This is a genomic window from Arthrobacter sp. Z5-13 (assembly GCF_056499105.1).
The window spans coordinates 3771683-3790942 of record NZ_CP096460.1 but is presented as its reverse complement, the minus strand read 5'-3'; the positions used below and the strand labels follow the sequence as shown (position 1 = coordinate 3790942).

The window sequence follows — 19260 nt, the reverse complement described above, 5'->3', positions numbered from 1 at the left end:
CCCGCTTCTCCTGCCCCTCTTCCTGCCCCTCCATTTCTCCATCATGCCTTAAGGCACTGACAGAAATGCCTGGTCAGTCAAGCTTGCCCACCTGGTCAGTCAACCTTGGCCAGAGGATGGGTGGCCGGGCCTTCCAGCACCTCGCCGTCATTGGTAAAGCGTGAACCGTGCAGCGGGCAATCCCAGGACTTTTCGGCGTCGTTCCACCGGACAATCCCGCCCATGTGCGTGCACACCGCGGAAAGCCTGCAGGTGCTGCCGTTCACCGTGGAGGTTGCAACAGGCTTGCGGCCTCGCCGGGACACCACGCCCATTCCTTCCGCTGGAGCCTGGCTGGTTTCGTCGAGCCGTTTCAGCCCGACTTTGCTCCAATCCTTGAAAACGGTCGCAGCGACGTCGGCATTAAGGGAGGCTGCTGAGGCGGCACCGGGGGGAGAAGTAACCCTGTGGTTAATGGCGTCGGCCCACGGGATCTGGCCTCCAAGAATATCCGCCGATATTCCCAAGGCCGCCGCAACGGCATTCGTCATGCCCCACTTGTTGTAGCCGGTTCCGAGGAAGATCCGGCCGCCGCCACGGGGCATCTTGCCGAAGAACGGCATGAGGTTCACCGGCTGGTAGTCCTGGGCAGACCAGGTGTGCGTTGTTTCCGCTCCCGGATAATGTCCCTGCGCCCACTCGACGAGTCCGTCCAGATGGGCCCTGGCGGACTGCATGCGGCCTCCAGGATGGCCGTTGCCGCCTACCAGGAGAAGCCGTTCACCGTCGAGCGGGTAATCGCGCAAGGAGCGGGTGGGCTGCTCGACCGATATGTACATGCCCGTGGGCGGCGCCATGGAACCGGGCAGCCGCAGCGCCGCTGCATACGAGCGCCCTGGCTTGAGCTTGGCGAAGTAGAGCCCCCTGTCCAGCACGGGCGTGCCCGTTGCCAGGACCAGTTCATCGGCCCGGATCTTCCCACGGGTGGTTTCGATATCCAGTGGCCCGGAGCCCTGGGCACCTGTCACCCGGACACCGGAAACAATCTTTCCACCGTGGCTCCGGACGTCGGCGATCAGAGTATCCAGCACGTCCATGGGGTGAATCTGCGCCTGGTTGGCCAAGGCAACTGCACCCTTGACGGGATACGGAAGGCCGGGATCCTTGGTGTAATCCACTTCAAGGCCGGCAGCAAGAGCCACAGTGAACTCCTCGCGCAGCTTCTCAACACCATCCAGGGTTGCCGCGTAGGTGTACGCGTCCCTGGTCTGATAGGCGACGTTGTTCGAGTCAAGATAGCGCAGGAGCCAGGCCTGGCCCTCTCGGTTGGCTTCGACGTAAGCATTGACCAGTTTTTGTGAGTATTGGCCCCGAAGCTTGGAGAGCACAGTGCCTTGCAGGAGGGTTACTTTCGCGGTCGTGTTCCCGGTGGTTACCGCTCCCGGAGTGCGTGCCTCCAGGACCAGCACGTTTTTCCCTGACCGGGCCAATAGGAGTGCGGTGACGAGGCCAGTCAGGCCGGCACCTGCGACCGCCGTGTCATAGGAAGTTCCCGGCATGAATTCGTCGCTTTTGAAAGTGTCCGCCCGGTCCAGCCACAGTGAAGTCATCGGTTCACGCCTGCCTTTCGGCTCGTGCCCCGATTTCCTTCAGCGGGGCGTCGGAAGATTTCATAAGTATACTTACCATGTACCTGTGAAGGAACAGCCGCCAACGAGCAGGAGCGCAACCATGAACGCAGTCCATGTTTCCGGCCGGAGCACAGGCAAGCGCACTGCCCTTCAGAAATCCGCTCTCGCGGCTGGCCTCTTATTTGTCCTTGTGGGAGTCCTGGGATTCGTCCCCGGGATCACGAGCGGCACTGATGGGATGACGATCTGGGGCCATCAGTCAGGTGCAATGCTCTTCGGTGTCTTCCAGGTTTCCGTGCTGCACAATCTGGTGCATCTGGCCACAGGAGTGGTGGGTCTCTTCATGGCGCGGCTGGCGATGCGGGCCCGTACCTTCCTCATTGGCGCGGGCGTGGCTTATTTGGCTTTGTGGATTTTCGGGCTGTTCATTCCCCATGACTCTCCGCTTAACGTGGTCCCGCTAAACACCCCCGACAATTGGCTGCATGTGGCATTTGGCTTTGGCATGATCGCCTTGGGCGTTGCTTTCGCGCGCGACGCCGTCAGCCCGCCGAAAACCGTCAGCCCGCCGAAAACCGTCAGCCCGCCGAAAACCGTCAGCCCGCCGAAAACCGTCAGCCCGCCGGAAACGGCACCGTAGCCGGCGGAAGTGGGCCCCCGGCGTGAGTGGTCCACGCCGTAACTGGGCCCCGCCGTTAGTGCTTCCCGCCGTTACTGGGCCTGGAAGGGCCCGATGCTCAACAAAGCAACGTCGGCATCGCTGCACGCATCCGTGGGCTGCGGGAGGAAAAGTGACGCCTTGTCTTCCGGCGGATAGATCCGGTAGCCGGCTGCCGCTGTCAGAGTGCAGTCCTGGAAGTTTCTGGCCTGGGTATAGCGCAAACGCGCGGTTCCCGCCGTACCCGGCGCCAGCACGACGTCGGCAACGGGCGTGGATTCGTCCCTAGTGGCAGGCGCCCCGATAGGTTCGCCATTCGCGTCGGCCGTCAGGGAGACGCCGGGAAAGCCCCGCAGCATGCACGGTGTTGAACCCGAATTGGTGAGCAGCAGTTGCATATAGACGCTGCCGGCCGCCCCTCCGCCTGACGCATCAGTGCTGGCTGTCAGGTTTGCGGCCTGGCACAGCGGTGTTCTGCCTGCTGCGGGGGTCGACGGCGCCGGCGGACTGCTGCTGGGAGCGGACGTTCCGGTGGGTGCAGCGGACGAGGAGTTGGAGGGGGAGGCAGCAGGGGTGGTTTGCTGCGACTGCGGTTGGCTGGGACCGCATGCCGTCAGGAGGAGAGCGGCCCCCGCCGCCGTCATGACTGCGGACACGATGCTGAATCTCTGAGACCTCATGGCTACACCTTTACGGCAGAGGTCCTGCGAGTCAACGAAGCCACGACGACGGCGGGGGATTGATGCCCGGATTGTAATTCCAGGCGTCGAAGTGATGCTGCTAGCTTGAAGAATCTGAGGACTGCAGCAAACCCTTGTTGGTTCCCCTGCTGCGCATGAAAGCCATGCCACCCAGCACGAGTCCTCCCGCTCCGGCTGCCAGGCCGGCCCAGCTTCTTGCTTCGGCACCCTGATCGCCGGCACTGGTTTCAGCGGCAGCGGTGGAGGCGCTGGCCTGTTGTGCATCGGCATGGGCTCCAGCTGCTTCCGGAGAGCCATCCGAAATCGTTACTGAGGGTGCTGGCGCCTCAAGTGAATGGGGATCCTGGCCGTCCTTGGGGATTTCTGCCCAGTCCGTCTGGCCCACCTGACAGTTTTGAAGTGTCGGAAAGAAGAGAGTTGCGCCGGGGGTGTCGGGCAATTTCACCGACAACACCAGGGCGTCCCGCAGCTTCGGATCCAGCGGGGTCTTGGCGGTGTAAACAATCTTGCTGGTGCGTTTGGTGATGGTGGCCCCGTCGGCCAGCTTCTTTGGTGAGGCGAGCTCCTCTTCAACCTTTTCGACCGTCCAGTTTGGATTCACGGTGGGCTGGGCGTCGTTCAGTTCCTCCGGCAGCGTGATGGTCACCTTGGTGGTTCCTGAGGTGTCGCAGCCGTGAGGGATGCCGAACGTGAGGAGGGCGTATGTGTTGGCGGCGGTCTTATCCGGGCTGATGCCCACGTGGGCAGACGCCCCCGCGGCTCCCGCCATCATCAGGGCTGCTGTTCCGGCAAGGGCGCCTGTCACTGAGGCGGCGCGGCAAAGGATGGACTTGTTCATGGAAATGCCTTTCGGGGTGCGCCCTCATCCGGGGCGCACTGAAGTGAGGGAAGAAACCCGTCACCTGGCCGCGGCGATCGAAAGGGAAAGCGGGCGGCGGCGCCGGGCTGAGTCAGGAAAGTACGATGACGGCGGGCGGCCCACGTCTGCAGTCTTGCCTGAGGTTCCGCCAGGGAAGGGGAGTGAAGTCCCTGCCGGGAGGAACAGCGGCGGGTACCGTTCCGCCGTCGAGCATTACAGGAGACGGCAGCTGAACGAGCGGGTGGAGCCACGCTGCCAGGAACCACAGCGCCGCCTCGCCCTTGGCCAGCAATCCGGCGCAGAGGAGGGTGGCCACAACATGGCCCGTCAGCATCAGGGCCGCCAATGGCGAATCAACCTGGTGAGCATGACCGGCGGCCGCCTCAACGGCCTGCGCTAAGGGCAGTCCGTGCTCACTGACAAGGCCCGCCTGACCAGTCAGGTGGTGGTCTGTCCCAACCACCGAAGATGTTCCTGATGCCGGAACGCTGAGAGCCGTGAACACCTCATGGAGGGCCAGCTGCCCTGTACCAAGTAGCGCGGTCATGGCGGGCAGCCCGAGTTGCCTCCGGGTGGCCAGCGTTGAAACCAGGCCCGTCATGGCGAGGATTGCGGCCATGATCCCGGCTTGGGGAAGCGAACCGCCGCCCAGGATGTGAGCAAGGGCTGCGAGCAAAACCACGGTGGCAGCGACGGTGGTGGAGCGAAGCAGATGGAAGGGAATCCGGGCGGACAAGGGTGCCACGGAGACCTCCTCACGGTTCATCGCTGGCTGGACACGTGATTCCGATTCTAGCCGGGATGGTAAACGCTATGGCACTTCGTGGGGAGACCGCCGTCGCTGCTTAAGCAGCTCGTGCCGTAAGTGGTCAGCCGATGTGCGCATGCGATTGAAGCGGAATGTGGCGGCCGGGGGAGGGGGAACATCATCCGCGGTTCCGGACAAGGCGTGGCGGCGGCGCCGCAATTCCAACGTCAGGCTTTCCTCACCCCGAGCCATGGCCCACCGGTGGTTAGCGCTGAACACTGGTTTCAGCAGCCACCCGAGCCGGCGAAGCAGCGGCTTGCCCGCGCTGACCTGCCAACGGTAGGTGACGACAGTTTCGGGACCGTCCTGGCTGAAGGACCAGTGTCCGGATCCTGTCAGGTCGCCGGCGGCTCGGAGGGCAAAACCTTCACGGGTTACAGATCCCTGCGGAGTCATCGTCCAGCGGAGCGTGTAGGGCAGCCACCCCTTGGTGTGCAGGTGATACCTTCCTGGGTCTTCTTTACCAGGGCCTGCTTTCCCGGGGCTTCCGTCGGAAGCAGCGGGAACCACGCTGAGGTAGACGGAGGGCCACCAGACCGGCAAGGAGGCCGCATCGGTCAGGATCGCGATGACTTCGTCTACCGTTCCCGGGACGCGCCACACCGTAAAAAAATCGTAGTCATTGCTACCCATTGCAGTCATTCCCTTCATTAGACTGCACGCATAAGCCGCAACCTAGCTCTAGGAGAAAATCATGGACTATCTCGGGACCGGCAATGAGAAGGCCCTTCCGGCCTCGGAGTTGAACCGCACGCATATTGGCCAGACTGTCAGCTTCCAACCGGACGAGTTCACGGTGGTTTTCGGCCGCATCGGAGCCATCGCCCGCAAGGAAGGCGGGGTAACGATCGCTTTGGAGGGGGTCGACGGCGCAGGGGGACTTCCATCCCATTACAGCCTGCCGCCGTCGCAAAATGTCTACCTGCAACCGGACATGCTGACGAATACTGAGACCACCATCAAGGATCTGTTCGGCAAGGTCCAGGACAACCTGCGCGGCCATAAAGGAGACCAGAGGCCGGAGTCCGAGCCTCCGAACGTATAAAGTGTTGCGGTGAAACTAATCGGCGTGATCCGTTCCAAAGAAACCAGCACCATCGAGGTGGAGGCTGACTCCATCCACGAAGGCCGGGAAGAGCTCGAGGCCAAAGTGCCCGACGGCTACGAACTTCTCCTGATCAAGACGGAAAACTGAGCCTTCCGGTCGCGCGCGTGTCAGCCGTCTGAGTACGACAATCCGGGTTCGGGGCCGTCCTCAGCCTCTACCCACGCGGTGAAGTCCTTGAGCGACATGCACCAGTAGTAATCGCAGTAACGTAGCTTTTCTTTCTCGGCTTTACTCATTTTCCCGCACTCCCCCCGGAGTAGCACCAGGTGCGAAAGTGGCTCTTTCACTAATCCTGGTGGAAGCCAGCGGTGCTGGCTTCCACTACCAGTGAACTCCGGAGTGGTGGGTGCTACACGAGTAACGCGTACTCGACTTTGACCGCCTCGCAACGCGGCTTGGTTCCCCGGTACTTGCTTCTCCACGCACCAACTACCCGCTGCCCGTCCCGGCTGTCCTGCCCAGGTGGCGCGCGCAGAGACCCCCGGCCGCCACTTCGTCGAAAGGAACTTCATGCACGTTCCTCCCGTCACGGACCGCAACGGCAATCAGCTGCTGGCCTTGGATTTTGTCGATGAGAGCGTGGTGAACGCAGACCACTCAGAGCCGGTTCTTCCCCTGTCGCTGGTCGTCATGACGTACCAAGGAAAGGTCCTGATGATCTTCAACAGGTGGCGTCAGGAATGGGAATTGCCTGGCGGAATGATTGACGCCGGCGAGACGCCACGGCGGGCAGCCTCCAGGGAATTGCTTGAAGAGACTGGTGTGACTGCTGAAAGCCTCTCCTTTGAAGCCCGGGCACTCTTCTCACTCAAAAGCCCCGACCGGCTGGAGTACGCGGCGGTTTTCTCCACGCAGCTCGATGCGCTCCCCGAGCTCAGGATAAACGAGGAAGCTTCGGCCTTCCTCTGGTGGGCGCCTGATGCTGCCGGAGAGGTGAGCTCGGGTGAGAACATGAGTGTTCTGGATGCTGCCATCGCGTTTCGGGTGGCAGGGCGGGCGGGGTATTGAGCTAGCTGGCGCTTTGCCCGGCCGCCCACTCCTGGACTCGTTGTTTGCTTTCCTCAGGCGAGAGGTCAACCACCCGGGTCATGATCGACCAGCGCACGCCAAAAGGATCGACGATCGAGGCGAACCTGTCACCGCTGACGAAAGTCATGGCCGGCTCGCGCACCGTGGCGTGAGCGGCCTCCGCTGCTGCGAGTGCCTCGTCCGTATTGGGCACATAAACAGCCAGAGAGAACGAGTGCCCGGCGTCGGCGTCGGGCGCTACGAGCCCATACTCCTCAAGGGGATCGCTCAGAGTAAGGAGTCCGGATCCAAAATCCAGGACGGCATGGGCAATCAGATCACTGCCGGGGAAACGGGTCACGTCCAGAATCCTGGCGCCAAACACGTCACGATAGAATTCCATCGCCTTGGAAGCCGGTTCCACTGCGAGGTGCGGAGTGAGGGACGTGCTTCCGTGGGGGATACCGTTCGTTGTGTGCCTCCCGCTGACCGCGTCAATCTGTTCGGTTGCTTGCAGTTCCGGCTCTGAATGTGTTTTTTCCATACCCCAATGGTGCTGACCGGACGGCGCCGTCGTCTTGTACTTTTGCGACAAAAGGAGCGCTCGTGCCAGTTTCGAAGGGTCATCTGAATCCCGGGGCTCTGGACGTAACCTTTGACCGTTTTGAGCTGGGGCCGGGCCTGGCGGAGCTGGTGCGGCACGTTTGGGTGGTCCGCTGGGATATTCCCGACGGCGAGGTCCGTGCGCAGCGCGTCCTGAGCTATCCGGCGCTGAATGCGGTGATCGATGCCAGGGGTGCCAGACTGTTTGGCCCGGAGTCCCGTGTTCAAGTGCAGGAACTCAGCGGTACTTCCTGGGCCGTCGGAGTGCTGTTCCGTCCTGCCGCCGGGAGGCTGTTGGCTGCTGCGGAACCTGCGAATCTGCCCGCGAGCGGTGAGCATCTCGGCAATGCGCCCCATCAGGCGCTCGCCGAGGTTATGAACGGAACGCTTTCAGTCCCAGCGGCGCGCCTTGCGCTGGTGGGAATTCTGCGGTCGTGGCTCTTCCCATACGTTTCGGAACTCGACGAGAGGGCCGCCATGGTGAACGTCGTGTGCCAATTGGCGGAGGAGGATGACAGCATCCTCCGGTCTTCAGATCTCGCGGAGCGGCTTAATGTTCCACCCCGTTCTCTTGAGAGATTGGTCTACGCGCATATCGGGGTAACGCCCAAGTGGCTGATCGACTGCCGTCGGCTCCAGCACGCTGCCACACTCCTTTTCGCCGAACCGGCCACACCACTTGCTGACTTGGCATTCTCTCTTGGCTACACGGACTACCCGCACTTCTCGCGGAGCTACAAGAAAGTGATCGGGGAAACTCCACATGAAACCCGCAAGCGGGGTGAGGAGCAGCGCGGGCGTGTGGGAGGAAACTGACCCTCGTCCCAGTCGGTAGGCTCAAGGGCATGGATGCCTCCCAACTCAACTCAATGGTCTTGGCCGTGATCCTGGCTGCGATTTTCTTCTACATCCTCTACGGCGTGGTTCGCGCAGCAGTACGGGACGGAATCGAGCAGGCTGAGGAACGCCGGAATAAGACTGGTGAAACAGCAACCAGGGCTGCTTGATGTCTGGTGCAAGTCTCCGAAGGAAAAATTCCTGCTTGTCCCCATAAACATCGCTGGAAAGACTAGGGTCTACGTAGCGGCAGGCTTAGAGAGCGTGAATCGGCGGGGGTAGAGGTAGAGGTGGAGCAGGAAAAGGCTGACCGGATTTCGTTCCATGAGCTGGACCAGAACGGGAATCCCCTGGACCCGGAAACAGCCACTTCTGTCATGGAATCAACCGGACGGGAAGGGAGGGAATCCACAAGGCTTTCCATCAATCCCTTTGTCCTCATCCTCTGGGTGCTTGTAGGCATCATGATAGGTGGCGGTCTCTGGGTTCAAATGGAAATGACGCTGCTTAACACATTCGGCCCTGACGGCCCTGTGACGGAGCCTCTGATGTTGGTGGTGAGGAACTTCAGCCCCTTTGGGGTATTGAGCGGCCTGCAAGGGGCCATCGGGCTGCTTTTTTGGCACGCTGTGCAGTGGCAGCGCAAAAGGCAGTAGTGTCGCCCTTTCGCACGCTCAGTAGGGAAAGTCCGCAGGGTGCTCAGGTCTGCGACTACCACGCGCGTTCCTCCGACTGTCGCACCAACTTCACCGTCTCCTCGATGCTGCTGAGTTCGCGCACCAGGGCGACTCCTACCCATCGCGTGTAATGGTCGCCGTAAAGTCCTTCACGCGTGGCCAAGGCCTTGTCATCGGTATGGAACTCCACCTCGTCGGCCCCCTTCATTTGGCTGACCAGTACCTTGCCGCCGCGCCAGTTCGCGGTGACCCTGAGGCGGACCACGTCGCCGGCCTGATTGGCCTCCACTTCCTCAGCCACGCTTGTGGGATCGGAGCTGTCACGTAGCCGGAGCGTGGGCCCGTCCACCCGGCCGTCCACTTGGCGCTCCTCGCCTGCATAACGTGTCCAGTAGCCCGTTGTCCTCATTCCTGCCATCCTTCCGGCTTCCTGACGAGCTGTCGATCCAGGCTCTGGGTTGAAGGTCTCTCGAGACCTCGCTCCATCAGTACGGAAACGCTCCATGAAGAGGGAGGTGACGGCCCAAGAAGCCGCGTCTACCCTGTCGCGGGGGGACTCGTTCGCCTAATGTTAGTCAAACGAATGGAAAAATGGTTTCATTGATTCGGACTGTTGATTACGCAGCCGATGGACATCAGTAATCTGCTCAATCCAATCAGAGGAAAATTACATGGCTGAGTCTAAACTTGTCCCGCAGAAGCCCACTGGAGCATTCATCGGCGCTAGCTGGATTGCGTTGCTCATCGGAGTGTCGTCTTATCTCATCGGTCTTTGGAACGCAACGAGCATGGAGCTTAACGAGAGGGGATACTACTTCACGATCCTGCTCTTCGGGCTGTTCGCAGTAATCTCGATCCAGAAGACAATTCGAGATCGAACTGAGGAAATCCCGGTCACGAATATCTACTACGGCGTGGCATGGTTTTCCGTTGTTGCCTCACTTTCGCTACTGGTAATCGGTCTTTGGAATGCCGACATGCTTCTGTCTGAGAAGGGCTTCTACGGTCTGGCTATGCTGATGTCGCTCTTCGGAGCTATCACCGTTCAGAAGAACGTGCGAGACATGGCAGTGTTTGCCGAGGTAGAGAAAACCGAGAACCCAAAACGAAAGCCCGCCCCGGGTCAGGACATTCCTGCCGCAACGCCTGGGGCCGTTAATCGCCCTAACTCCAATCCGCCCTTCGGTCGACCAGAATGAGTCGAGAGCCTTCGTACACGGGGTGCTGACTAGGACTCGGGGGGCCCTTTGGGGACCCTCCCCACCCCTTATGTGAGGTGGGATCGTCGACCTGCCTCTGCTCTGTTGCAGCGGCCGCGGTGTTCGGCGCCTCGGTAGATGGTTCGGTCTTCGTCGTGGTGTCCGGAGGTCGAAGGGTTCGCTGCGATGATCTCTCTGTATCCAAGCATTGACACTTACACCGGCAAGAATTAGGCCCTCACACCTTCCTTATGCAGTACTCGACACCGCCTTGGAATGCCGATGCGGGAACCCGCCTAGAGGTTTTGGGGTGGCTATCTCGGGCTGACACAAACGAAAGAAAACAATGAATATCGTCCTAGAGACCTACACAACTTCCTCTTCAACTGACCCCGCAGTGGTCTTCGCAATCCTGGGGCTCATGTCCTTGATATTCGTTGTCATGTTCGCACTCATGGGTCTGCTCACTATGGGGATCTACACCAAAGCAGGCCAACCCGGGTGGATCGCCTTTGTTCCGATCTACAACCGGCTCAAGCTTCTTGAGATCGTAGGTCGGCCGTGGTGGTGGCTGTTCCTGGGCATGGTTCCAATTGCCGACATCGTCACCGGGATAATGGTTCTCAATGACCTGGCGAGATCCTTTGCGAAAGACACCGGGTACACACTTGGCCTGGTCTTCCTGCCGGTGGTCTTCTTCCCCATGCTCGCCTATGGAGAAGCGCGGTACGTCGGTCCGGCCGGAGCGCCGCAGGTCTGGGGTCACCCCGGCGGCGGTTACGTTCAGCCGCAGGCTCAGTTCCAGTACGCAAACCAGGCGCCGCCGGCCCAGGGCCCCTCAGTATCTGGTTACCCGAACCAGCCGCACGCTCAATCACCGCACGACCCCACTCCGCCGAGCAACTGAATTCGCCGGCAACAATCGGGTGGCGTCTCAGGATCCAAGGTGGATTTTAGCGACCATCGCAACACCTGAGTGAGGTGGTCCAGAAGATGCTGGGCTGCCCAAAATGTCCCCACCAGCCTGATTCAGACGAAGCAAAAGGCCCCTGGTTCCCTTGTAACAAAGGGAACCAGGGGCCTCGCTATTTGGCGGTGACGGTGGGATTTGAACCCACGTTGGCTTTGACACCAAACAACATTTCGAGTGTTGCACCTTCGGCCGCTCGGACACGTCACCAACCCATACAGGTTACCGGAGCAGAGCGTCCATCCCCAAAACGGCGGCACGCGCAGGGCCAGGGTGCTTCCACGCGTGAGCCAGCGAGACTACATTCGTAAGCAAGATGATCATTTCAGAGCAGCCGCAAAAAGCCACCGCCTATTGGACCGTCGGCCCGCGTAAGGGGGAACTCCGGGCAGAGAACCTTCCGGAACCGGCAGAGGGGGAGGCGCTGGTGCGGACCCTCTATTCCGGTATCAGCAAGGGCACGGAATTGGTGGTGCACTCCGCGAGAGTACCGGAATGCATCGAAGACCGGATGGCCGCTCCGCACCAGGAAGGCCACTTTCCCTCGCCCGTGAAATTCGGCTACCTGTCCGTCGGCGTCGTGGAACGTGGCCCCGCGGAGCTGGAAGGCAAGAAGGTCTTTTGCCTATATCCGCACCAGGACCGTTATGTGGTCCCCGCGCACGAGCTCACTGTCGTCCCGGACAACGTCCCTGCGCAGCGGGCCGTGCTGACGGGGACCGTGGAAACGGCTGTCAATGCTTTGTGGGAGGCAGGGCCGAGGCTGGGGGACCGGATCGCCGTCGTGGGTGCGGGCCTTGTGGGCGGCATGGTGGCCACACTTTTGCGGAACTTTCCGCTCCAGCGGCTGCAGCTCATCGACGTCGACCCATCCAAGGGCGGGTTCGCCGCCGCACTCGGCGTGGATTTCAGCCATCCCGACGACGCCCTCGGGGACTGCGACATCGTGTTTCACTGCTCGGCTTCCCAGGAAGGCCTGGAGCGCTGCCTGAAACTGGCAGGCGACGAAGGCGAAATCATTGAGATGTCCTGGTTCGCGGACCGAAAAGTTTCCGTACCCTTGGGCGAAGACTTCCACGCCCGACGTTTATCCATCCGCGCGAGCCAGGTAGGAGTGGTGGCCCGCTCGCGCCGCCACCGACGCAGCACCTCCGACCGTCTTGAGCTGGCCGTCTCGCTGCTGAGCGATCCCGTTTTTGATCATTTCCTGACAGGTACGTCCGGCTTTGAAGATCTCCCCGAGGTGGTGGACAGGCTTTCTGACGGAACCCTGGACGCCCTCTGCCACGTCATTGATTACTCCCTGCCGTCCAATTCAAGCGGGTCCAGCCCAAGCAAGCCCACCGAAAACAAGTCCACCGAAAACACCCCCACCGAAAGCAAGAGGTAACTGTGTTCAGCCTGACCGTCCGGAACCATTTCATGATCGCCCACAGCCTCCCGGGAGAGGTGTTCGGGCCTGCCCAGGGGCTCCATGGGGCCACCTTCGTCGCCGAGGTGACATTCCGCCGTCGGAAGCTCAATGAGAACGCGATTGTCCTGGACATTGGTGAGGCGGGCGACGTCGTCAGCGGAGTGCTGGACGGGCTTAACTATCGCAACCTCGATGAGCACCCTGACTTTGCCGGAGAACTGAGCACCACCGAGGCGCTGGCCCAATACATAGCCGACGCCGTGGCCGCCAAAATCCGTGACGGAGCGGACGGACGGGAACTTTCCGGCATCGATGTGACCCTGCGCGAAACGCCTGATGCCTGGGCAACGTACTCCCTGGACTTCGAGGCGGAGTAGCTCCTGTGTCCGCTCACCGGCCCGCGGTCTCTCCCTGGTCCACGAGACGGATCCAGCTGGTGGTGCCCGGAAACGTACTCCATAACTCGGGAGGCAACGTCTACAACGCGGCTCTCACCACGAGGCTTACCGGCCTGGGGGCACAGGTGAAGACATACCGGGCCGACGGTCAGTGGCCAATCGGCAGCGAGGAGGACCGACGGCGGTTCGGCTCACTTTTGTCGGAACTCTCGGTGGAGGACCCGACGGCGGTAACCATCGTCGATGGCCTGGTTGCCTCCGGAGCGCCCGAGGAAATGGAGCAGGCCGCAGCCAGGGGCCGGCCCGCATGGGTACTCCTGCACATGCCGCTGGAGACGCCCGAAGGGGAGGGGCCCGCTTTGGAACGCCGTGCCCTTGCGGCCGCTGCGGGAGTGATGTCCACAAGTTCTTCCGTTGCCGCCCTGGTTAAGAAGCGGCACGGGCTCGACGACGTGACTCCAGCCCTGCCCGGCACGGACCCCGCTCCGCTGGCCGTGGGATCCAACCCGCCCCATTTCATCGCCGTTGCCGCCTTACTGCCCAACAAGGACCAGTTGATCCTATTGGGGGCTCTTGCCCAGCTGATGGACCTGCCGTGGACCGCCTCGCTGATTGGCTCGGATTCCGCTGACGAAGCGTACACACGCGACGTGCGTGCCGCCGTCGAGCGCCTTGGCCTTGGTTCACGCGTCCGCCTGGCTGGCGAGTTGGGCGGCGAGGAGTTCGACGCCGAATGGAAGGCGGCAGACCTGAGCCTGCTGGTCTCGCGTGCGGAAGCTTATGGACTGGTGGTTCCGGAATCCCTCGCCCACGGGCTTCCCGTCATAGTCCGTGCCGGGACGGGCGCGGTGGAGGCGCTGCACGCCGGATTGCGGCAGGGGAGCGGGGAAGAAGCCGGGACCCAAGCAGCAGATGCGCCCCTCCCGGGCGCCGCCGTCGAGCTCGCTACCGATCCCGCGCCGCTGGCCCGTATTCTCGGGAGCTGGTTGACGGATCCAGGCCTCCGCACACAATGGCGCACGGCGGCAATGGCGGTGAGGGAACGGCTTCCCGGTTGGGAGGACACCGCACGGACGGTGCTGGCGACGCTGGACGGAACGGCCGGCCAATGAAGGTTCCTGGAGCCGAAAAGTCACACGCCCTGGTGCCCTCAGATGCCTCGGTGCTGGGCGAAAAATCCACGGAGCAGTGCGGCGCATTCCTGCTCCCGGACTCCGGCGTAGACCTCCACCCAATGGTTGAGGCGGCGCTCGCGGAGGACGTCGAACACGGAACCGGCGGCTCCCGCCTTTTCATCCCAGGCCCCAAACACCACCCGGGGCATGCGGGCCAGCACGATTGCTCCGGCGCACATGGCACATGGCTCAAGCGTCACCACAAGGGTGCAATCCTCCAACCGCCAGCCCTCGTCAATGCCGCCATCCAGGGCCCGCAGGATGCGAAGTCGCGCCGCTGCTTCCCTGATGGCCACCATCTCTGCATGCGCAGTCGGATCGCCGAGGGCCTCACGCTCGTTGCGGCCGGAACCCAGAACCGTCCCGTCAGGCCCGATGACGACGGCGCCAATGGGCACGTCCTCCGTGGCCAGTGCCAGCCGGGCCTCAGTCAGGGCAAGGCCCATCCACTCAGCATGGCGGGGCTCCGGGGAAGTCATGGGTCAATGATAGTTTCGATGGTAAGCAGCCTTGTAAGCAGAAAAAACGGGGAGGCATCATGAAACCTTTGACTGACCGTGTCCTGAAAACAGTGGTCGATCGATATGGGCTCTGGGTGGCTCCGTATGCGGCTCTGTGGCTCACCCTCCTGATCGGCGGCGCCATGATAGTTTCGTTCGCCCTCCTGGGGGCAGAGGTGTACGAGGACGTCGTGGACGAAAGCGGTGTGGCCGGGCTGGATCATCCCGCCCTCGCCTTTGCGAAACAGATCCGAAGCCCCGAGATGAATGGGGCGATGACGGCCTTCACCAATATCGGTGGAAGTATCGGCATGCCCATCCTGGCCAGCTTCCTGACGGCCTGGCTGACGTTTACCACCAGGACCTGGCGCCCGATTATCCTCGTTGCCGGAGCCGCAGCGGTGTCAGTGACGGCCACGAGCGTTGGCAAGCGACTGTTTGGCCGGACCCGTCCGGACCATGTCGACGCCGTTGCCCCCTATGAGACGTCGCCGTCTTTTCCCAGCGGCCACACCCTCAACACCACAGTGGTGATCGGTGTCCTGGTGTATCTGATCTGCCTGGAGGTGGCCCACATGTGGATCCGGATCTCCGTGGTGGCGGCAGGCATCCTCTTCGCCGGCGCGATGGGACTGAGCCGGGTGTTCCTGGGCCATCATTGGCTGACCGACGTGATTGCGGCTTGGCTCCTGGGGCTTGCCTGGCTCGGCTTTGTGATTTTGGCCCACAGGCTCTTCCATCTCACCCGCCGTCGCGAGCATGCGGGTCCGGCGCCCACTTTTGACCATCCCGCCCATCTCTCGGATTCGGCTCCTGCAGAGTCCGGTGGGGTGGTTCGGAGCCAGGGCGGGGACAAGTCGCCCGGATGATAGTTTTGACCCCATGCGCACACTCGTCGTGGACCACCCACTGGTCGCCCACAAGCTCACCGTCCTGCGGGACAAAAAGACCCCTTCGCCGGTTTTCCGGCAGCTCACAGAGGAGCTGGTAACTCTTCTGGCTTATGAGGCCACGCGGGATGTCCGCACCCAGCCGGTGACCATCGAGACGCCGGTGAGCACCGCGGTGGGTACCGCATTCACCAAGCCCACGCCACTTGTGGTTCCCATCCTTCGCGCCGGTCTGGGCATGCTGGAAGGGATGACCAAGCTGGTCCCGACGGCGGAGGTCGGCTTCCTGGGGATGGCCAGGGACGAGGAAACCCTGGACATCATCACCTATGCTGAACGGCTCCCGGAGGATCTGACCAACCGGCAGATCTTCGTGCTGGACCCCATGCTGGCCACAGGCGGAACGCTCCGTGAGGCCATCAAGTTCCTCTTCAAGCGCGGCGCTTCGGATGTCACCTGCATCTGCCTCCTTGCTGCCCCGGAAGGCCTTGCCAGGCTCGAGGAAGAACTCTCGGACGCCAACGTCACTATCGTGCTTGCTTCCATCGACGAGAAACTCAACGACAAGTCCTACATTGTGCCCGGACTGGGCGATGCGGGCGACAGGTTGTACGGGATCGCCGGATAACCTGATGAGCCTGCCCAACTACACACTGACCGCCCGCGCTGTCCTGTTCGACATGGACGGGACGCTCGTAGATTCCACCAGCATTGTGGAAAGGGTGTGGGGCGAATTCGCCGGCCGGTACCGCCTCGACTATGCCGAAATCCTACGGACCTCGCACGGCGTCCAAGCCATCGGTACCGTGCGGCGTTACGCCCCCGCCGGATCCGACGTCGAAGCCCTCACCGAGGAGCTCGGGCGGATGGAGCTGGCTGAGACGCGCGGGATCATTCCGGTGCCGGGCGCCGTGGAGCTCCTGGCGAGTCTTCCGGCCGAATCCGTGGCCCTGGTGACGTCGGCTTTCCGCGGGCTCGCTGAGGTGCGTATGGCTGCAGCCGGGCTGACTATTCCCGTCTCTGCTGTCTTCGCCGCTGACGTTACCCGGGGCAAGCCGGACCCGGAGGGCTACCTCCTGGCGGCGTCGCTCCTTGGTGTCCACCCCAGCGACGCCCTGGTGTTTGAAGACGCCCCCGCCGGGATTGCCGCCGGTGTAGCAGCGGGCATCCGGACCATCGCTGTTGGGCCCAACACCGGAGAGCTTCCCGACGGCGTCCTCCACGTCCGCGACTACTCAGCGGTGTCCGCCACAGTCAATCAGGATGCCACCGGAAAGAACGTTATTTCTTTCCGGCTTTGATCCCCGACGCTGGCTACAGGTTTAGTACCAGTTGTTGGCGTAGTGGAAGTTCAAGGCGCCGCAGGGGGAGCCGTAGCGTTCCTTGATGTAGTTCAGGCCCCAGTTGATCTGGGTCCGGAAGTTGGTCACGTAGTCAGCACCGGCAGTGGCCATCTTCTCAGCGGGAAGGGACTGCACGATTCCATAGGCGCCGCTGCTGGGGTTGGTGGCAGTGGTCTTCCAGTCCGATTCCTTGGTCCAGAGTGTCACGAGGCACTGCATTTGGTCCGCAGCCCAACCGTAGGTGGCAAGCTGACTCGCAGCGTAGGCCTGGGCTGCTGCAGGATCGTCCACCGCTACGGGTGCGGGGGCGGGCTCTGGAGCCGGTGCTGGTGCAGGTTCTGGGGCCGGGGCTGGGGCTGGGGCAGGCGCTGCCTGGGGCTCAACCGGTGCCTGCGAAGGAGCTGCCTTCGCCTCAACCAGAGACTTTTCGAAGTCGATTCGTGATTCCGCGTTGGCCGTTGTGGGAGCTTGGGCCGCGGGAGCAGCTGCCGGTGTGGCCGGCTCTGAGGCCTGCCCCGCTGCACCCACACCAATCAGTACGGCACAGGCCGAGGCGACGACAGCCAGACGATAGCCGTTGCCACCCAGGCCCGAGTTCAACCTGGAGAGGGAGAAGGGGGTTTTGGAGCCTTCCGCGCGGTGCCTTGAAATCCCATGCTTTGAGGGCTGATCCGGTGCGTTCTCAGGCTCCGGATTGTGATCAGGGCGCGTTTGTACCAAGGGTTCAGTCATGATTGCCTCTCAACGCCTGCGGAGTTAGCTGTCGGGTTCGGATGAGGTCATCCGGCCGCACGGAAAATCACGTGTCGGCTTCACCCCAAGGGCGGAATGCTGCACAAATTGCCCGGAGACTCTGGGTCCCCCGCCTCTGCCTGGTCATGCGGTATCCGGGAAGCGGCAGAGTTTGGCGTCCAACCGGAAATGCGGCCAGAACGGTAGCCGCACCCCCACGACGCTACAGGAGTTGAGGGCTTAAGTCACATTTTGGTAACAGAGATCACGACGGCGGCGTGTTGCCTTGCGCCTGAAACCTGAGCAAAAAACGTGTGCGGCCAGGGCGGGAAGTGACCTCAACACTGCCTCTGTGAGCCTCCATGATCGACTGGACGATCGACAACCCAAGGCCGCTGGATCCCTCATCTTCACTATTGCTTCCTCCAGCTCGAGTGCTCGCTCTTGAGGCATCCGCGCGGGTAAAACGGGTGAATACCTTGTCAATGAATCCGGGATCGATGCCGGGCCCATCGTCAGCCACGGAAATGACGACGCTCCCTTCACATGCGCCCACCACACCGGCCACAACAGTGGTTCCAGGCGGTGTGTGCTTCCGGGCGTTGGAAAGCAGGTTCGTCAGGACCTGCCGCAGTCCCGACGCGTCGCCGCGGACCATGACCGCACCTCGCGGCAATTCAAGCTTCCAATTTCGGTCGGGCGCCATCACCCGCTCATCACTGACCGTCTCGACCACCAGCTGGGTGAGATCCACGTCGCCGAATGGCAACTGCCGCCCTTCGTCAATGCGGGCGAGCATGAGCAGGTCTTCCACCAGTGCAGTCATTCGCTCGGACTGGCTTTGTACCCTTGCCAGGGATTTCGTCCCGTCAGGCGTCAGGTTTTCCGTCATCCTCATCAGCTCGGTGTAGCCGCGGATGGCAGTGAGAGGGGTTCGCAGTTCGTGGGAGGCATCCGCCACAAACTGTCGTACCTTGGTCTCGCTCCTTTGCCGGGACTCGAGGGCCCGGGAGACGTTATCAAGCATGAGGTTCAGAGCGTGGCCAACCCTGCCCACTTCAGTTCCGGGGTGAGCGCTCGACGGCGGGACCCGCACGGCGAGTGCCACCTCGCCGGCGTCGAGCGGTAAGCGCGAGACCTGAGTGGCCACATCAGACAACTGTTCAAGGGGCTTGAGGTTGCGGCGGATTATCGCTGTACCTGCCAGGCCGATCAGCAGTATTCCGGCGAGTGACCCCACCCCCATGGTCCACACCAGGGAATTCAGGGTGCTCTCCTTCCCAGCCAAGGGAAGGCCTGTTATCGCGACATCTCCGGAACGCGTCTGGACCGCGAGCAGCCGGTAGTCCCCATCTGCCAAAGTCCTTGTAACGGGAGTGCCATCGGTCGGCACGTCCAACAGAACATGGTTGTCGTCAGGGGAGAGCGCGGCTCTGCTGGTGTCCGAAGCCAGGAACCCGGCACTGCTGACCTGTCCATTCTGGATCCGCGCGAAGACCGTTCCCACCCCTTGTCCTGGCAAGTCCAGGGGATCGGGCCCGTTGGGGGTACCCAGTGGCGCCCTGCCCCCTTTGACGGCGTTTTTCGAGGCGAGCTGGAGATTATCGTCCAGCTGCCCCGTCAGGAACGAGTCCATGGAGGCGTAGCTGACCAGTCCTGTGGCCCCGCAAATAGCCACGAGGAGGGCCATGGCAAGAAGCACGAGCCGGGTGCGCAGATGCCAAGTTGACGGCTGGCGCCAGGTGCGGGGGACGGTCAGGGGCTGCACGT

General features: G+C 62.2%; 26 protein-coding genes, 1 tRNA gene and 1 riboswitch. Of the genes, 15 read left to right on the top strand and 12 right to left on the bottom strand.

All coding sequences use genetic code 11. The annotated features are described in order from the left end of the window. Positions 1-95 precede the first annotated feature (95 nt). Entirely contained in the window at positions 96-1589 is a 1494-nt protein-coding gene (locus M1E02_RS17600; RefSeq protein ID WP_479375483.1) for an FAD-dependent oxidoreductase, read from the bottom strand. 121 nt (positions 1590-1710) lie between these two features. On the opposite strand from M1E02_RS17600, the gene M1E02_RS17595 reads away from it, so the two are divergent. After that, entirely contained in the window at positions 1711-2250 is a 540-nt protein-coding gene (locus M1E02_RS17595) for a DUF4383 domain-containing protein (RefSeq protein ID WP_479375482.1), read from the top strand. Between the two features lie 71 nt (positions 2251-2321). Here the strand turns inward: M1E02_RS17595 and M1E02_RS17590 are convergent, their stop codons facing one another. The 4 genes from M1E02_RS17590 to M1E02_RS17575 all read right to left on the bottom strand — a co-directional run bounded on the left by M1E02_RS17590 (position 2322) and on the right by M1E02_RS17575 (position 5278). After that, complete coding sequence (locus tag M1E02_RS17590; RefSeq protein WP_479375481.1) at positions 2322-2948, bottom strand: DUF4232 domain-containing protein; 627 nt, start codon at positions 2946-2948, stop codon at positions 2322-2324. Positions 2949-3048: 100 nt separating this feature from the next. Continuing rightward, positions 3049-3807, bottom strand: coding sequence for a YcnI family copper-binding membrane protein (locus M1E02_RS17585; protein WP_479375480.1), 759 nt, complete (start codon positions 3805-3807; stop codon positions 3049-3051). Between the two features lie 112 nt (positions 3808-3919). Further along, the gene (locus M1E02_RS17580) at positions 3920-4573 is read right to left on the bottom strand and encodes a hypothetical protein (RefSeq protein WP_479375479.1); all 654 of its coding nucleotides are present in this window, start codon (positions 4571-4573) and stop codon (positions 3920-3922) included. 66 nt (positions 4574-4639) lie between these two features. After that, the gene (locus M1E02_RS17575) at positions 4640-5278 is read right to left on the bottom strand and encodes an SRPBCC family protein (RefSeq protein WP_479375478.1); all 639 of its coding nucleotides are present in this window, start codon (positions 5276-5278) and stop codon (positions 4640-4642) included. A 52-nt stretch (positions 5279-5330) separates the two neighbouring features. Between M1E02_RS17575 and M1E02_RS17570 the strand changes: the two genes are divergently transcribed. Together M1E02_RS17570 and M1E02_RS17565 are read left to right on the top strand one after the other, a co-directional pair. Beyond that, entirely contained in the window at positions 5331-5681 is a 351-nt protein-coding gene (locus M1E02_RS17570; RefSeq protein ID WP_479375477.1) for a hypothetical protein, read from the top strand. 9 nt (positions 5682-5690) lie between these two features. Continuing rightward, positions 5691-5831 (top strand): hypothetical protein, encoded by a 141-nt coding sequence (locus tag M1E02_RS17565; RefSeq protein WP_479375476.1) that lies wholly within the window; start codon positions 5691-5693, stop codon positions 5829-5831. Positions 5832-5851: 20 nt separating this feature from the next. Here M1E02_RS17565 and M1E02_RS17560 read toward each other — a convergent pair whose 3' ends face one another. Then, entirely contained in the window at positions 5852-5980 is a 129-nt protein-coding gene (locus M1E02_RS17560; RefSeq protein WP_479375475.1) for a hypothetical protein, read from the bottom strand. A 274-nt stretch (positions 5981-6254) separates the two neighbouring features. On the opposite strand from M1E02_RS17560, the gene M1E02_RS17555 reads away from it, so the two are divergent. Then, positions 6255-6752 carry an NUDIX hydrolase gene (locus M1E02_RS17555; protein ID WP_479375474.1) on the top strand — a complete coding sequence of 166 codons (498 nt, stop codon included), beginning with the start codon at positions 6255-6257 and terminating at the stop codon, positions 6750-6752. Between the two features lies 1 nt (position 6753). On the opposite strand, the gene M1E02_RS17550 is transcribed toward M1E02_RS17555, so the two are convergent. After that, positions 6754-7296 (bottom strand): VOC family protein, encoded by a 543-nt coding sequence (locus M1E02_RS17550; RefSeq protein WP_479375473.1) that lies wholly within the window; start codon positions 7294-7296, stop codon positions 6754-6756. Between the two features lie 62 nt (positions 7297-7358). Between M1E02_RS17550 and M1E02_RS17545 the strand changes: the two genes are divergently transcribed. From M1E02_RS17545 to M1E02_RS17535, 3 genes are all read left to right on the top strand, one after another. Beyond that, the gene (locus M1E02_RS17545) at positions 7359-8171 is read left to right on the top strand and encodes a helix-turn-helix domain-containing protein (protein ID WP_479375472.1); all 813 of its coding nucleotides are present in this window, start codon (positions 7359-7361) and stop codon (positions 8169-8171) included. A 29-nt stretch (positions 8172-8200) separates the two neighbouring features. Continuing rightward, positions 8201-8362, top strand: coding sequence for a hypothetical protein (locus tag M1E02_RS17540; RefSeq protein WP_479375471.1), 162 nt, complete (start codon positions 8201-8203; stop codon positions 8360-8362). A gap of 120 nt (positions 8363-8482) precedes the next feature. After that, positions 8483-8848 (top strand): hypothetical protein, encoded by a 366-nt coding sequence (locus tag M1E02_RS17535; protein WP_479375470.1) that lies wholly within the window; start codon positions 8483-8485, stop codon positions 8846-8848. 55 nt (positions 8849-8903) lie between these two features. On the opposite strand, the gene M1E02_RS17530 is transcribed toward M1E02_RS17535, so the two are convergent. Beyond that, a complete protein-coding gene (locus M1E02_RS17530) occupies positions 8904-9278 on the bottom strand; it encodes a hypothetical protein (RefSeq protein ID WP_479375469.1) in 375 nt (124 codons plus the stop codon). 262 nt (positions 9279-9540) lie between these two features. On the opposite strand from M1E02_RS17530, the gene yiaA reads away from it, so the two are divergent. Continuing rightward, entirely contained in the window at positions 9541-10068 is a 528-nt protein-coding gene (yiaA, locus tag M1E02_RS17525; RefSeq protein WP_479375468.1) for an inner membrane protein YiaA, read from the top strand. Positions 10069-10414: 346 nt separating this feature from the next. Beyond that, entirely contained in the window at positions 10415-10975 is a 561-nt protein-coding gene (locus M1E02_RS17520) for a DUF5684 domain-containing protein (RefSeq protein WP_479375467.1), read from the top strand. 183 nt (positions 10976-11158) lie between these two features. Here the strand turns inward: M1E02_RS17520 and M1E02_RS17515 are convergent. Next, a tRNA-Ser gene (locus tag M1E02_RS17515) sits at positions 11159-11248 on the bottom strand. Positions 11249-11354: 106 nt separating this feature from the next. Here M1E02_RS17515 and M1E02_RS17510 point away from each other — a divergent pair. From M1E02_RS17510 to M1E02_RS17500, 3 genes are read left to right on the top strand one after another with little or no spacing between them, the layout of a single operon-like run. Then, on the top strand, positions 11355-12428 hold the full coding sequence (locus tag M1E02_RS17510) for a zinc-dependent alcohol dehydrogenase (protein ID WP_479375466.1): 1074 nt from the start codon (positions 11355-11357) through the stop codon (positions 12426-12428). A gap of 2 nt (positions 12429-12430) precedes the next feature. Further along, positions 12431-12829, top strand: a complete 399-nt coding sequence (locus M1E02_RS17505) for a 6-pyruvoyl trahydropterin synthase family protein (RefSeq protein ID WP_479375465.1) — start codon at positions 12431-12433, stop codon at positions 12827-12829. A 5-nt stretch (positions 12830-12834) separates the two neighbouring features. Continuing rightward, positions 12835-13962: a glycosyltransferase gene (locus M1E02_RS17500; protein WP_479375464.1), complete on the top strand. Its 1128-nt coding sequence runs from the start codon at positions 12835-12837 to the stop codon at positions 13960-13962. A 38-nt stretch (positions 13963-14000) separates the two neighbouring features. Here the strand turns inward: M1E02_RS17500 and M1E02_RS17495 are convergent, their stop codons facing one another. Then, positions 14001-14504, bottom strand: coding sequence for a nucleoside deaminase (locus tag M1E02_RS17495; RefSeq protein ID WP_479375463.1), 504 nt, complete (start codon positions 14502-14504; stop codon positions 14001-14003). 59 nt (positions 14505-14563) lie between these two features. Here M1E02_RS17495 and M1E02_RS17490 point away from each other — a divergent pair, with 59 nt between their 5' ends. The 3 genes from M1E02_RS17490 to M1E02_RS17480 are packed head-to-tail and all read left to right on the top strand — an operon-like array spanning position 14564 to position 16716. Then, entirely contained in the window at positions 14564-15394 is an 831-nt protein-coding gene (locus M1E02_RS17490) for a phosphatase PAP2 family protein (RefSeq protein WP_479375462.1), read from the top strand. A gap of 13 nt (positions 15395-15407) precedes the next feature. Further along, positions 15408-16043, top strand: a complete 636-nt coding sequence (upp, locus tag M1E02_RS17485) for a uracil phosphoribosyltransferase (RefSeq protein ID WP_479375461.1) — start codon at positions 15408-15410, stop codon at positions 16041-16043. A 4-nt stretch (positions 16044-16047) separates the two neighbouring features. Then, positions 16048-16716, top strand: a complete 669-nt coding sequence (locus M1E02_RS17480) for an HAD-IA family hydrolase (protein WP_479375460.1) — start codon at positions 16048-16050, stop codon at positions 16714-16716. 21 nt (positions 16717-16737) lie between these two features. On the opposite strand, the gene M1E02_RS17475 is transcribed toward M1E02_RS17480, so the two are convergent. Continuing rightward, entirely contained in the window at positions 16738-17490 is a 753-nt protein-coding gene (locus M1E02_RS17475) for an aggregation-promoting factor C-terminal-like domain-containing protein (protein WP_479375459.1), read from the bottom strand. After that, positions 17490-17668, bottom strand: a riboswitch (cyclic di-AMP (ydaO/yuaA leader). It overlaps the preceding gene by 1 nt. Before the next feature lie 87 nt (positions 17669-17755). After that, complete coding sequence (locus M1E02_RS17470) at positions 17756-19258, bottom strand: sensor histidine kinase (protein ID WP_479375458.1); 1503 nt, start codon at positions 19256-19258, stop codon at positions 17756-17758. Between the last annotated feature and the right edge of the window lie 2 nt (positions 19259-19260).

Bases quoted from the DNA above. Each gene is read 5' to 3' on its own strand.
- M1E02_RS17600 (WP_479375483.1), bottom strand. From the start codon at position 1,589: ATGACTTCACTGTGGCTGGACCGGGCGGACACTTTCAAAAGCGACGAA.
- M1E02_RS17595 (WP_479375482.1), top strand. From the start codon at position 1,711: ATGAACGCAGTCCATGTTTCCGGCCGGAGCACAGGCAAGCGCACTGCC.
- M1E02_RS17590 (WP_479375481.1), bottom strand. From the start codon at position 2,948: ATGAGGTCTCAGAGATTCAGCATCGTGTCCGCAGTCATGACGGCGGCG.
- M1E02_RS17585 (WP_479375480.1), bottom strand. From the start codon at position 3,807: ATGAACAAGTCCATCCTTTGCCGCGCCGCCTCAGTGACAGGCGCCCTT.
- M1E02_RS17575 (WP_479375478.1), bottom strand. From the start codon at position 5,278: ATGACTGCAATGGGTAGCAATGACTACGATTTTTTTACGGTGTGGCGC.
- M1E02_RS17570 (WP_479375477.1), top strand. From the start codon at position 5,331: ATGGACTATCTCGGGACCGGCAATGAGAAGGCCCTTCCGGCCTCGGAG.
- M1E02_RS17560 (WP_479375475.1), bottom strand. From the start codon at position 5,980: ATGAGTAAAGCCGAGAAAGAAAAGCTACGTTACTGCGATTACTACTGG.
- M1E02_RS17555 (WP_479375474.1), top strand. From the start codon at position 6,255: ATGCACGTTCCTCCCGTCACGGACCGCAACGGCAATCAGCTGCTGGCC.
- M1E02_RS17550 (WP_479375473.1), bottom strand. From the start codon at position 7,296: ATGGAAAAAACACATTCAGAGCCGGAACTGCAAGCAACCGAACAGATT.
- M1E02_RS17540 (WP_479375471.1), top strand. From the start codon at position 8,201: ATGGATGCCTCCCAACTCAACTCAATGGTCTTGGCCGTGATCCTGGCT.
- M1E02_RS17530 (WP_479375469.1), bottom strand. From the start codon at position 9,278: ATGAGGACAACGGGCTACTGGACACGTTATGCAGGCGAGGAGCGCCAA.
- yiaA (WP_479375468.1), top strand. From the start codon at position 9,541: ATGGCTGAGTCTAAACTTGTCCCGCAGAAGCCCACTGGAGCATTCATC.
- M1E02_RS17520 (WP_479375467.1), top strand. From the start codon at position 10,415: ATGAATATCGTCCTAGAGACCTACACAACTTCCTCTTCAACTGACCCC.
- M1E02_RS17510 (WP_479375466.1), top strand. From the start codon at position 11,355: ATGATCATTTCAGAGCAGCCGCAAAAAGCCACCGCCTATTGGACCGTC.
- M1E02_RS17495 (WP_479375463.1), bottom strand. From the start codon at position 14,504: ATGACTTCCCCGGAGCCCCGCCATGCTGAGTGGATGGGCCTTGCCCTG.
- M1E02_RS17490 (WP_479375462.1), top strand. From the start codon at position 14,564: ATGAAACCTTTGACTGACCGTGTCCTGAAAACAGTGGTCGATCGATAT.
- upp (WP_479375461.1), top strand. From the start codon at position 15,408: ATGCGCACACTCGTCGTGGACCACCCACTGGTCGCCCACAAGCTCACC.
- M1E02_RS17480 (WP_479375460.1), top strand. From the start codon at position 16,048: ATGAGCCTGCCCAACTACACACTGACCGCCCGCGCTGTCCTGTTCGAC.
- M1E02_RS17475 (WP_479375459.1), bottom strand. From the start codon at position 17,490: ATGACTGAACCCTTGGTACAAACGCGCCCTGATCACAATCCGGAGCCT.